The sequence below is a fragment of the Bacillus sp. LL01 genome (genome assembly GCF_001037965.1).
Genome location: NZ_LFEL01000002.1, coordinates 633,035 through 646,247, shown reverse-complemented (window position 1 = coordinate 646,247; position 13,213 = coordinate 633,035). Strand labels below are relative to the sequence as shown.

General features: G+C 42.3%; 10 protein-coding genes, 1 pseudogene and 1 riboswitch. Of the genes and pseudogenes, 8 read left to right on the top strand and 3 right to left on the bottom strand.

Annotated features, from left to right (window positions below):
• Together AB685_RS31255 and AB685_RS09515 are read left to right on the top strand one after the other, a co-directional pair.
• Positions 1–666, top strand: a pseudogene (locus tag AB685_RS31255) (RNA-guided endonuclease TnpB family protein); the annotation flags it as partial.
• Between the two features lie 313 nt (positions 667–979).
• Positions 980–1,672, top strand: a complete 693-nt coding sequence (locus AB685_RS09515) for a tryptophan 2,3-dioxygenase family protein (protein ID WP_047970335.1) — start codon at positions 980–982, stop codon at positions 1,670–1,672.
• An 89-nt stretch (positions 1,673–1,761) separates the two neighbouring features.
• Here AB685_RS09515 and AB685_RS09510 read toward each other — a convergent pair whose 3' ends face one another.
• On the bottom strand, positions 1,762–3,315 hold the full coding sequence (locus tag AB685_RS09510; protein ID WP_047970334.1) for an ABC-F family ATP-binding cassette domain-containing protein: 1,554 nt from the start codon (positions 3,313–3,315) through the stop codon (positions 1,762–1,764).
• Between the two features lie 176 nt (positions 3,316–3,491).
• Here AB685_RS09510 and AB685_RS09505 point away from each other — a divergent pair, with 176 nt between their 5' ends.
• From AB685_RS09505 to AB685_RS09485, 5 genes are all read left to right on the top strand, one after another.
• The gene (locus AB685_RS09505; protein WP_047970333.1) at positions 3,492–4,514 is read left to right on the top strand and encodes a S16 family serine protease; all 1,023 of its coding nucleotides are present in this window, start codon (positions 3,492–3,494) and stop codon (positions 4,512–4,514) included.
• A gap of 232 nt (positions 4,515–4,746) precedes the next feature.
• Positions 4,747–5,310: a hypothetical protein gene (locus AB685_RS09500; protein WP_047970332.1), complete on the top strand. Its 564-nt coding sequence runs from the start codon at positions 4,747–4,749 to the stop codon at positions 5,308–5,310.
• 159 nt (positions 5,311–5,469) lie between these two features.
• A complete protein-coding gene (locus tag AB685_RS09495; RefSeq protein WP_198530481.1) occupies positions 5,470–5,778 on the top strand; it encodes a hypothetical protein in 309 nt (102 codons plus the stop codon).
• Positions 5,779–5,980: 202 nt separating this feature from the next.
• Entirely contained in the window at positions 5,981–8,170 is a 2,190-nt protein-coding gene (locus tag AB685_RS09490; RefSeq protein WP_047970330.1) for a DNA topoisomerase III, read from the top strand.
• A 322-nt stretch (positions 8,171–8,492) separates the two neighbouring features.
• The gene (locus tag AB685_RS09485; RefSeq protein WP_047970329.1) at positions 8,493–9,590 is read left to right on the top strand and encodes a PRK06851 family protein; all 1,098 of its coding nucleotides are present in this window, start codon (positions 8,493–8,495) and stop codon (positions 9,588–9,590) included.
• 95 nt (positions 9,591–9,685) lie between these two features.
• On the opposite strand, the gene AB685_RS09480 is transcribed toward AB685_RS09485, so the two are convergent.
• Positions 9,686–10,492 carry an endonuclease/exonuclease/phosphatase family protein gene (locus tag AB685_RS09480; protein ID WP_047970328.1) on the bottom strand — a complete coding sequence of 269 codons (807 nt, stop codon included), beginning with the start codon at positions 10,490–10,492 and terminating at the stop codon, positions 9,686–9,688.
• A 6-nt stretch (positions 10,493–10,498) separates the two neighbouring features.
• Positions 10,499–12,142, bottom strand: coding sequence for a PTS transporter subunit IIBC (locus AB685_RS09475; protein WP_047970327.1), 1,644 nt, complete (start codon positions 12,140–12,142; stop codon positions 10,499–10,501).
• A gap of 260 nt (positions 12,143–12,402) precedes the next feature.
• Between AB685_RS09475 and AB685_RS09470 the strand changes: the two genes are divergently transcribed.
• Positions 12,403–12,897 (top strand): hypothetical protein, encoded by a 495-nt coding sequence (locus AB685_RS09470; RefSeq protein WP_047970326.1) that lies wholly within the window; start codon positions 12,403–12,405, stop codon positions 12,895–12,897.
• Between the two features lie 193 nt (positions 12,898–13,090).
• Positions 13,091–13,196, top strand: a riboswitch (SAM riboswitch).
• Positions 13,197–13,213 lie beyond the last annotated feature (17 nt).

Sequence of the window (13,213 nt, the reverse complement as noted above, 5' to 3'; positions counted from 1 at the left end):
AAAATGGATAGGTCTAAACGAAGTACAAATTCTAATAATTTCAACGAAAACGGAACAATAAAAAAAGGTAGGCAAACTTGGATATACTCAAAAAAATACGAGAAACTACGCAAAAAAAGAAAAGAACTTTATCGTAAAATCACTGTTCAACGTAAAATGTCACACGAAAAAATGGCTAATGACATCCTTTCTCTTGGTTCTGATGTTCGAGTGGAAACCATGCGGTTTCAATCTCTGCAAAAGCGTGCGAAAAATACCACACGCAATAAGAAAAATGGCAAAATCAATCGCAAAAAGAGGTTTGGAAAATCAATCGCCAATCGTGCTCCTGCAATGTTGTTAACGATAATTGACCGCAAACTTGGTTATCAAGGCAGTTCTTTAAAGAAAATAGATACTCACGCCACAAAAGCGAGTCAATTCAACCATATAACAGGAGAATGCAGTAAAAAACAACTTTCAGAACGTTGGAATGTTTTTGGAGAAATCCTTATCCAACGTGATTTATACAGTGCCTTTTTAATAGGTAACACAACTGAAACGCTTAATTCTGTTGATATAAAATTATGCAATGCTCAGTGGAATAATTTTGTAAAACTTCATCATCTTGAGGTGGCACACCTAAAACAATCTCAAAGCAAAACGTTGCGGTGGTTTATCGCATAAAACAAATCGAATTGGTCATGACAACGCCCAATAAAAGTCGGAACGAAAAGCATATCAAGAGTCTTTCTAGGCTTGTTGAGAGAGGTGCCTTGCTATACGCAATACGTCCGTTAATGTTTTAGGAGAAAGCACGCCAGTGCTTTGGTGGAAACTCTTTTCGAAAGGAAAGATAAGGGCATCATCGAGAAGCGTGAAAGTACCCTAGAACCCCACTGCTTTAGCTGTGGGAGTTGTCAGATAAACGTATGAGTGGAAGATAGAAGACATTAGCTGCTAGAGCCTATCCATTTATCCGATATTAGGAGGAGAAGAAATGGAAGAGAAAAAAGTGACAGATTATGAGAAGTATATTCGTACGGAAGAGCTCTTAAGTTTGCAAAAAGAAGATGGGGAACGCTCCTGCGAGGACGAACTTACATTTCAAATGATTCATCAGATCGCAGAGCTCCATTTCAAGCTGATTATCCAGTACATTCACTTAGCGGATGCACACATGCAGCATGGGGAAATCCTGCAAGCTACACACCAGCTCCAAAGAGTGAATATGCATCTGAAACAGTTGCCTCCAGTATTTGATATGGTAAAAGTGATCAGTCCGAGAGATTACCACACTATCAGACTCGCTCTAGGCCGGGGGAGCGGACAGGACTCACCGGGATTCAATGAGATTCTTAGACTTGGACCAACCTTGTGGACACCGTTTGAACAGCTTCTGAATGATAAGCAAATGACTCCGTTCATGCTGCATAAGGCTGCAAGAGACAATTATGAGTTATATATGCTTATGCAGGAGATGACTGCATTCGATGAGAACTTCCAGACATTCCGTAAGCACCACATACAGCTTGTCCGCAGGATGATTGGATTGAATACGAAAAGCTTGAAAGGGATACCTGCTCAGGCTTTGGAAAAAGGAGCGAAATTCGAGTTTTACCCTAAGCTTTGGGATGCGATTTGTGAATTGACGGATTGGACGGGATCGAGTTACGATCCGAAGCCGTTGTAACGAGTTCTTATTAGAAGGACGGAATTCCTTTAAAAAAATAAAAGAGCAGCAGGGAGTCTCCCATGCTGCTCTTAGTTGTAGTTATATCTCTATTGTTTCTGCTCGGCCCATTCTTCCACATTCCAAACTTTCGTCACCCAATCCTCATAGAAGCTAGGTTCATGACAGACAAGTAGGATAGTGCCCTTATACGCTTTGATGGCGCGTTTTAGCTCCTCTTTTGCTACCACATCCAAATGGTTCGTCGGCTCGTCAAACAGCAGCCAGTTGCTCTCGTGCATCATCAGCTTGCATAATCTAACCTTTGCCTGCTCTCCACCGCTCAGCTGGCTTAACGGTCGGGAGATATGTTCGTTCTTCAACCCGCACCGTGCCAAGATCGCACGGACCTGGTGTTGATCAAGGGCTGGGAACTCATTCCACACATCATCGATCGGTGTGATATCCTTCGCCTTAACTTCCTGCTCGAAATAGGAAGGGAAGAGGAAGTCACCACGGATGACAGAACCGCCAAGAGGATCTATTTTACCCAGAATCGTTTTCAGCAATGTCGATTTACCAACCCCATTGCAACCAACGATCGCAATCTTGTCCCCACGCTCGATTTCCATGGTAAGTTTCGGCAATAGAGGCTCAGAGTACCCAATTTCGAGGTCCTTCGCTTCCACTACATAACGGCTGCTTGCACGAGACTCTTTAAACTCAAAAGTAGGCTTTGCAGATGTCTCAGGGCGGTCGATCCGCTCCATGCGGTCCAGTTGCTTTTGACGGCTTTTCGCACGGCCTGTCGTGGAGTAGCGCGCTTTATTCTTCGCAATGAAGTCCTCTTGCTTCTTGATGAACTCTTTCTGCTTCTCATAAGCATTGATGTGCTGGTTCTTATTGATCTCCGCAAGCTCAAGGAACTTCTCATAAGATGCTGTGTAGCGTGAGAGCTTGGAGAATTCCAGATGGAAAATAACATCCACCACGCCGTTCATGAACTCGGTGTCATGAGAGATCAAAAGGAAGGCATGCGGGTATTCTTTCAAGTACGAACTTAACCAGCGAATATGCTCCACATCCAGGTAGTTCGTAGGCTCATCCAGTAGTAACACTTGCGGCTGCTCAAGCAACAGCTTTGCTAAAAGAACCTTTGTACGCTGTCCACCACTAAGAGCAGCAACGTCACGGTCGAGACCAATTGCATCCAAACCAAGCCCCCGTGCAGCTTCCTCTACCTTGATATCAAGGTTGTAGAATCCACCTGCGTCCAAATGGTCTTGAATTTCTCCCATCTGCTCAAGCAACTCTTCCAATTCTTCGGGAGTAGCAGTTCCCATTTTATCCGTAATGGCATTCAATTCTTTTTCCTTCTCATATAAAGGGAGGAAAGCATCGCGCAGAACATCCCTCATCGTTCTCCCTGGCGTCAACACAGTATGCTGGTCCAAGTATCCATAATGCACACCTGGCGTCCATTCCACACGTCCTGTGTCGTACACGATCTCTCCTGTAATGATATTCATCAAAGTCGATTTACCGACCCCGTTAGCCCCAACAAGGCCTACATGCTCTCCTGCCAATAGGCGAAGGGTAACATCCTTAAATAACATACGGTCGCCAAAGCTGTGGCTTAACCCATCTATGCTTAATAAACTCATGTTTGTATCCATCCTATCTAAAAAAATATCTACTTTTCATCATACTAAAATTTCCTGAGAATGGCTATGTGGGATATGAAAGAAGTTTCTCCTTCCCCGTTATTATTGCATATACTAATTTCTCCCAATCTACTATAAAATAAAAAGTAGATAAAAAGAGATGGTGGGGAAACCAGATGAAAAGACGGGCACCGTGGATCGTTGTAGTAGTTTTGCTAGTAATTATAGGAAGCGGCTTTATACCGACTGGATATGATGTATTACTTGCAGGGAACCCAATAAACCTGGATGAGTTTGTCCAGTATGAGGGCGGCTCTGAGCTTGATGGAGATCTAGGGATGACCTATGTCTCCACGCTGGAAAACACCATCTGGCCATTCATGATCTTGACACTTTTGCTCGAAGAAGGGGTAGATATTGTCCCTGCATATTCCGAGCACGTAGATATGGAGAAAGAGGATTTGGATTATCAATACAAACAAATGATGGAACAGTCGAAAATCAAGGCGGAATACATAGCACGCGGTGTACTCGGTGAAGATCCGAAGCTAGATTTACTAGGCTTCTATCCGGTTCATTTTTTACCGGACTGGGCTGATAAGGATCTGGTAAAGGTAACAGACCTTCTAATTGAAATGGACGGTGAAAAGCTGGAATCCTATGACCACCTGGATCAATTGATTGTCGAAAAGGAAGCCGGTGAAAAGACCATGTTGACGCTGCTTCGCGACGGAGAGCCAATGGAAGTGGAGGTCACCACATACCCGCACAAGGACTTCTACGGTAACACGATGCTTGGCGTATTTTTTGAAGAAGTGTTCGAAACGAGCAAGGATAAAAACATTCAGTGGCAAAATATAGAGAACCTTGGCGGCCCAAGTGCCGGACTAATGATCACCCTCACTCTCCTGGACAAAATGATGGAGAATTCCCTCCTCAAAGGAAACGAGGTTGCCGGTACAGGGACCATCACAATTGACGGGGAAGTGGGGCCGATCGGCGGCGTGAAACAAAAAGTTATTGGGGCTGCCAATGCAGGATTTGACTACTTTATCGTTCCACAAGATGACGGATGGGAAAACAATGAAACAATTGCGAGAAGGACTGTAAAAGAAGAAGGGTTAGACATTATCCTAATTCCAGTAGGGACGGTAGAAGATGCTGTGAAAGCCTTGGAGAAACTGCCGGAGAAGAAATAGAAAAGAAAGTAATAAATATAATGGAAAAAAGATGTAACTAGGAGTATTTATAGGAATAAGGAAAGGAAGCGTTTAATGTGTTTTTCTTATATGCAATCTCATTTTTATTTTTTGGGTATATCTTTATCCTATCTTTAATAAAAGCTATGAAGGACGAAGTATCTCATCACCTTGTAGCGATTCTTTTTATCACTTGGGCTTCATTATCATTTAACTATATTGGGGGTGTACTATGAGTAAAAATAAAATACTTACATTAGTGATTATTGTTTTGCTGATCGTAAACATATACCAATTTCAACAAATGAACTCTTTAAATAAAAAGCTAGAAGACAATTTAAAAGTGGAACTAAATTCTGCTTTTAGTGTGGCAAAAGAAATTCTTCCTCCAGATTTGGAAAATGCAATAAACACCAAACAAATCACTCGACAGGAATTCGATAATATCTGGTACGTATCTAATGATATTCTATTTGGAATTGACGATTCTTTAACTTTTGCCAAACATTATGACCTAGATTTTAAAGAATATCAAAATAATTCAAACAATCTTGCTGGGGAAGTCAAAAATTTCTATAGGGAATTTTTAAACAATAATTTTCAGGATGGTATTGAAATTGTTCCTATTTCTGATAAAGATATGGAGTATTTGAAAGTTTTAAAAGAGCTATCCCAATCAATTGGTGCGTTAACTTCAACTGAAGGCGAGGCTCTAAATATTGAAGAAACTATAGAAAACATAAGTGAAATTAGCATTCAATACGAGGAAGAGTTGAATAAAATTAGAACATCTTAGTTTCTACATCCTTGCAAGTTGGTTAGAGTGTTTAATTAAAAAAGGCGGTGTTATATGAAGACAAAAGTTTTTTTGTTACTTTTTTTTAGTTTAGTTGTATTAGTGTTAGGAATACGGTGGATTCACCTATCCACTTTATCAGAGTCTAGCACTACCGCTATGAGCTATTTACAGGATGAAGGTATATTTGTTATGTACCATGAAGGTGAATATGGACCCTATACAATTACAAAGAAAAACGTTAATGAGAAACCATATCTTAACTATCTGTCAGTACAACAGCATGATCAAGAGTTCTATATGGATAGAGAACTTCACCATGAGTTTTTCTATGTAAGCAATCATCCATTAAGTGATGTATTATTAGGTCGTATATTAGTCACCGTTATGATGAGCGAAGGAGAGGTTGTAGGAGCGTTTTCTGTTAAAAAAGGTAACGTGTATTCTTTGCTCGGAGAAGAGAAATAAAAGATTGTTCTACAATCTCGGAGCTTTAATGGAATAAACATATTTAGGACAAAAGCTTTGGGAACATCCCCAAGCTTTTTGTGTTTATTGTATTGTTTTAAGTGTTATCAAAACTACTGACCAGACAATGGTCTTCTCTTTTTGACTACCGTCACACAATATGTAAAGATTAGAAGACAGGAAGCTTGAAAGGATTGTTACTATGCCAAAAACTGTCGTTCTTGCAGAGAAACCCTCTGTAGGTAGAGATATAGCAAGAGTATTGAAATGTACGAAAAAAGGAAACGGATTCTTCGAAGGGGACAAGTACATCGTCACTTGGGCGCTTGGTCATCTCGTCACCCTGGCTGACCCGGAAGCATACGACGCAAAATTCAAAGCATGGAAACTCGAAGACCTGCCGATGTTGCCAAACGAAACGAAGCTCGTCGTTATCAAAAATACAAGCAAGCAATACAGCGCGGTAAAAGCGCAGCTTACCCGAAAGGACGTAAAAGATATCGTCATCGCAACAGATGCCGGCCGTGAAGGGGAGCTTGTTGCCAGATGGATTTTGGAGAAAGCGCGTATTCAAAAGCCTGTGAAGCGTTTATGGATCTCCTCTGTTACAGACCGCGCGATAAAGGAAGGCTTTGCAAAGCTTCGTGATGGAAAAGAATACGAAAACCTCTTTTACTCAGCAGTTGCCCGTGCCGAAGCGGATTGGGTAGTTGGAATGAATGCGACGAGGGCACTTACCACTAAACATAATGCCCAGCTTTCATGCGGAAGAGTGCAGACTCCTACGCTTGCCATGATTGCCAAGCGGGAAGAAGAGATTAGAAGCTTTGTGCCTAAAGAATTTTATGGTATGAAAGCAATCACTGAAAAGGGTTTCCAGTTGGTTTGGCAAGACGCCAAAACGAAGGAACGAAGAAACTTTAATAAAGAAGTGATGGAAGGCCTACATAACAAGGTGAAAAACAAGCAGGCAACCATCACGGATATAAGCAAAACCGAAAAGAAGACCTATGCCCCGGCCTTGTATGATCTGACAGAACTTCAACGCGATGCCAACCGTATTTTCGGCTATTCCGCCAAAGAAACGTTGTCCATTTTGCAACGCCTATACGAACAACATAAGATCGTCACGTACCCGAGAACGGATTCCAGATACATCTCCACTGACATGGTGGATACGCTGAAGGAACGCGTAGAGGCAATCCGTGCTCACTCGTATAAATCGATTGCTTCCAAACTGTTGACCAAACCGATCAAGTCCAACAAATCGTTTGTGAACAATGAAAAAGTGACCGATCATCATGCCATCATCCCGACAGAGCAAGCAGTCCTATTAAGCAAGCTATCTGACAAGGAATACAAGATTTACGACCTGATTGTGAAACGATTCCTTGCCGTTCTTTTACCACCTTTCCTATATGAACAGACGAACATCACCGCTTCCATTGGTGCAGAGCAGTTTGTTGCAAAAGGAAAAACGGTCATCTCCCAAGGATGGAAGGAAGTCTTCAGTTCTATGGAAGAACAGGAGGATGGAAGTGACGGATTCACGGACCAGCTATTGCCAAGTTTAAATAAAGGCGACGTACTGCCGATCAGGAAGGTCGAACTGACATCTGGTAAAACAAAGCCGCCGGAGCCATTTAACGAGGGTACATTGCTTTCTGCGATGGAGAATCCTGCAAAGTACATGGAACAAACTGATCAGAAGCTTGTGAAGACACTAGGTGAAACAGGCGGGATAGGAACAGTTGCGACAAGAGCGGATATCATAGAGAAGCTATTCAACAGCTTCCTGATGGAGAAGCGTGGCAAAGGCCTGCACATCACATCCAAAGGGAAACAGCTGCTGAATCTTGCTCCAGAGGACTTGAAGTCTCCAGCCCTAACAGGAGAATGGGAGCAGAAGCTTGGTATGATTGCAAAAGGACAGCTGAAAAAAGCAGCATTCATAAATGAAATGAAGGCTTATGCCAAACAGATTGTCCATGAAATTAAAAATACAGACCAAAAGTTCAAACATGACAACCTGACAGGCAAACGTTGCCCGGACTGTGACAAGCCTATGCTTGAAGTGAACGGGAAAAAAGGAAAGATGCTCGTATGTCAGGACAGAGAATGTGGTCATCGTAAGAATGTCTCCAAGGTGACAAATGCGCGTTGTCCGAAATGTCGCAAGAAGTTGGAGTTGCGTGGGGAAGGGGAAGGCCAGATGTTTGCCTGCGTATGCGGACACCGCGAGAAATTAAGCACCTTCCAGGAACGACGCAAAAACAACGCCAATCAGAAAGCTTCCAAGAGTGATGTGAATCAGTACTTGAAAAAGCAGAATAACGATGAGCCTGTTAATACCGCATTAGCGGATGCACTGGCGAAATTGAAGTTGAAATAACTAGCTGGGCCGCACTCTTTTGATTAGGAGTGCGGTTCGATTTATGTTGGGAGATTACTTGGCGCCCCGCTCGCCCGATATATCAAGAAAATTTGCGGTATATCATGAAAAATTCAAGGATATCAAGAAAAATCACAATATATCAGGAAATTTTAAGATATATCAAGAAAAAATCAACTATATCAAGAAAACTGGCTCCCCCTCCTACTAAAAGCAGGTTAGCCGATCACCAAAGTTAGGCTATCACCCAAACAAACCCTGCCGCATAGGCTAAAAGGAATCGCAATTGTAAGATAACCTACCATCGAAAGGATGTTTTGACTTGGCAGGGAAAATACTGAACTATTATGCTGGTGGAAATACAGCGCGTGGATTTTACAGCCTTTATGAATCGAATATAGAAGGACTGGACCGGATCTTTATTTTAAAGGGAGGACCAGGCACGGGGAAATCCTCGCTCATCAAAAAGATCGGGAAAGCCTGGAACGAAAAAGGATACGATATTGAAATGCTTCATTGTTCATCCGATACGAAATCGGTGGACGGGGTAGTTATCCGTGCGCTTGGGGTTGGGATTGTAGATGGAACTGCTCCACATGTTATTGAACCGAAAGCTCCAGGAGCTGTCGAGGAATATGTCAACCTAGGCGAGGCGTGGGATTCCCAACTATTAGCGGAACAGAAAGCAGAAATACTGCATTTGGTCACGAAAAAGAAGGAAGCCTTTCAGACAGCTTACCAAACATTTGCAAGAGCGTTGAAAATACATGATGATTGGGAAAGATACTATATTCATAATATGAACTTTGAAGCCGCAAATAAGCTGACAAGTGAGCTCGTGGAAAAATTGTTCCAAGGCAAGAGACTTGATAAAAAAGCGGATGTCAGACACCGTTTTCTAGGAGCGGCAACACCTGCAGGTGCAAAGGATTACGTGCCAAATCTGACAGAAGGACTTACACACCGTTACTTTATAAAAGGGCGCCCCGGCTCCGGAAAATCTACTATGCTGAAAAAACTCGCCAGGGCATCAGAAGAGAAAGGGTTTGACGTAGAAGTTTATCATTGCGGATTTGATCCATACAGCCTCGATATGGTTATCTGTCGGGAGCTTGGCTTCGCGATTTTTGACAGCACCGCCCCACATGAATATTTCCCGGAACGCGAAGGGGATTCCATCGTCGATATGTATGATATAACCATCCGTAACGGAACGGACGAACGATATGAAAAAGAGATTGCCGTTGTCAAGGAACGATACACCAACGCCATGCAGGAGGCCATTGGGAAACTGGCAGAGGCAAAGGAATGGCACGGCAAATTGGAAGGGATTTATGTAAAAGCAATGGATTACGGAGTAGTGGATGAGTGGACAAAGAAAATCCAAGCGGAAATTAAAGCCATTGCTGCTACAAAATAATCAGGGAACGAGCCAAATTCAAACAAAAAAGGTGAACAGCAGATACATGCCGTTCACCTTATTACAATTTCCCCGGAAATGTGCCAAAAATCGACTTAAATTTCCAACGTTATTTCCACCCCGTAATGGTCCGATACAACTTCTCTGTTGCTTCCGTTAAAGACAACCTTGGAAGATGTCACCTCAGGAGGGTAGCTTGCCAGTATCAGGTCAATGCGCAAATCCTGTTTATTTTCATCCCAACCAGCAATTTTCCCTTCCACCGTCACTCCTGAATCCTTTTCAGAAGCCAGCAGATAAGTATCATGCAACCCGGCTGCGGAAGTCAGATATTCATAGCCCTCTCCTTTAATATGGGCGCTATTATTGAAATCGCCCATCAGGAAGTAAGGTTCTGTTCCGCGGACCTGTTTGAGGAGCTGCTCCATCTGGTACTTCGCAGGCTCCTCTTCATCACTCCACCAACCTAAATGACAGGTATAGAAGGACATCTCCACACCCTTCACCTCAACGGTCACGCCGACTATTTTACGTGTCTTCCAACAATCAGTGTTAGTGCTTTTCGATACAAAGAAAGAATGTGTATGTTTGATGGGATGTCTAGTCAGTATAGCAAGGCCCTCTTCATACGTATCATAACCCATATGGGCGAAGTCCCAGACTAACTCGTAGTCGGGAACCCCAAGTTTCTCAAGCTCCTGTTGTAAAATAAGGCCAAAGTTATTACGTTTGATGTTACCTTTGATGTTACCTTGGACCACTTCGGCATCGATGCTCTGACTAACCTCCTGAAGAGCGATGACATCGTATGCTTTTTCCTTAATGGCGTGGGCGATATGCTGTATCTTTTTCATTTGGTTCTCTTCCTGCCAGGAATGACAGTTTAAGGTTAGTAGATTCATCTTTTATTACGCTCCCAACAAGTCTTGAATATCAGATTTGATTACATCCGCTTTTGGTCCATAGATCGCTTGTACGCCTTTGTCTTTTACAATCAAACCAAGCGCGCCTTTCTCTTTCCATGCAGCTTCATTTGCAACCTTTTCTCTATCTTTTACTGTAACACGAAGGCGAGTCATACATGCATCCACGTCTTCGATATTTTCCGCTCCACCAAGCAATCCGATAATCGCAGGTGCCAAGGAATCCGCTTGAACACTTGCAGCAGCACCCTTACCAGCGCCTTCTTCTTGCTCGATATAGTTTCCGTTACGTCCCGGAGTAGGGAAGTTGAATTTCTTAATCATGAAGTTCGCTACCGCAAAGTTCAATCCAAAGAATACAAGACAGGCAATAACAAAGTTCACCAGATCCAACCATAAGCCAGCTTTCACGATCATCGGTGTACGTGTGAGCAATTCAATAACCCCGAAGGCATGGACACGAATGTCAATGATGTCAACAATGGCAAACGCAAATCCTGTCATAATCGCATAAATTACATATAACACAGGAGCAGCAAACATAAACATGAACTCAATTGGCTCTGTAACACCAGTCAAGAATACAGCAAGTCCTGCAGAGAAGAACATGGATTTGTACTTTTTACGTTTATCTTTGTCCACGTTGCGATACATCGCATAGGCAATACCAATCAATGCAGCACAAGAAAGAATCATTTGTCCTACTTTGAAACGGGCAGGTACCACTTCACGAAGAAGAGCCTCATAAGATTGTGTATCTCCAGCTGCCTGGAAGTTATTCAAATCGGCAACCCATGCAAGCCATAATGGGTCTTGACCAGAAACAACCGAACCTGCGCTACCCCCTGTCAGGATGGTATAAGTTCCACCAAGTGACGTATAGTTCATCGGAACAGTTAACATATGATGCAATCCAAAAGGTAATAATAGACGTTCCAAGGCCCCGAAAATGAATGGTGCAATGATTGGCGCACTGTCTCTAGAAGAGGCAATCCAAACACCGAAATCATTTAATAACCCTTGAATAAACGGCCAAACAACACTAAGTACAATACCTGCAATAACAGATCCAGCAATGACAACAAACGGTACAAAACGTTTTCCGTTAAAGAAGGATAATGAATCTGGTAATTTACTATAGTTGTAAAATTTATTGAATAAATTTGCTCCAAGGAATCCGGCAATGATACCAACGAATACTCCCATGTTTAGTGCTGGAGCACCTAACACAGTTGTGAAGTAATCACCAACAACTAGTTCTTGTCCAAAAAGTGTGGTGAAAGTAGCTTCAGGGTCAGCTACCATATCGTTGTTAACCCCAAAGATAGCACCAGTGATACGGTTGATAAGAACGAATGCAATCAATGCTGCAAAAGCTCCCCCCGCACGTTCTTTAGCCCACGATCCACCAATGGCAACTGCGAACAATACATGTAGATTGGTGATGATTCCCCAACCGATATCCTCCATTACTCTTGCAATCGTTTGCACAAGAGCCATGTCTCCTCCAGTCATCCCGACCAACTTACCAAGAGAGATCATAATACCAGCAGCAGGCATAACAGCAACCACTACCAGTAAAGCTTTACCGAATTTCTGCCAGAAATCAAAAGATAAAAAGTTCCTCATTTAAACAGCCTTCTTTCTATATTTATTTCTATTTTCTGATGAAAACGAATTCATTTTAATGTAGGGTAATGCACATAAAGTGCAACCGTTTGCATTTACCTATTGTAAGAGATGTTGATTTACAATGCAAGTAGAAAATATTAAATGATAGTATATCAGAAAAATTTTTTGAAGAATCTAACATTGCAGTTAGGTCTATACAGTGGTCGTGAAAACGAGTACACTATTTCCGTAATGGAAGAAGTAAAGGAGATTTGAATATGAAAAAGTTAATTTTTTCTATGGTTCTTGTTTTAGTTATCGTACTTTCTGCGTGCAATGAGGAAACAAATGAAGTGGACACTACCGAGACACAAGCAGTTCCTGCTGACCAAAGTGGGGAAACGGTAACAGTCCTTATGAATATACAGATGAAAATGATTCAGACCATCCGCAAGCATCTTGAGCCTGTTACCACTTATGAAAGGTCAGAAGGGACTGGAGATCTTGAAGCAGCAGTAGAGGCGAGCAATCGTATTGCGAACGAGCTTCGCGGGATAGAGATTCCTGAAAACTTGGATGCTAGCCTTCAAGTTGACATGAAAGATTCCATCGAACTGTTGGCCCTTTATTTTGAAGAGCGTGCTGCAACTTTGGCAGACGGATCTGATATGGAAGAGATGGACGCTGCATTGGGAGATTTCCACCAGAAGATCGGTGATACTTTTAGTGCTGCAGGATTGCATGCACCTAATTTTGAAAAGGATGTACAATAGTTTTTACGCTTTTAACGGGAGCGCCTTCCAATGTTGAGGGCGTTTTTTGGTGAACATCATCAGGACATTATTCATTAAAGTCATAATAAGATAACAATAAACCAAACAATTTTATTTAGCTATACGAAAGACTTGTTCATTTCCAAGTTTCATGATAGGATTAATAAAGTTAATAATAATTGAATAGTAAGTTTTCTTATCAAGAGAGGTGGAGGGACTGGCCCTATGAAACCCGGCAACCGTACTGACAATAGTATAGGTGCCAATTCCAGCAAGACAAACGTTCTTGGAGATAAGTGGATGTTACGGGCTCATA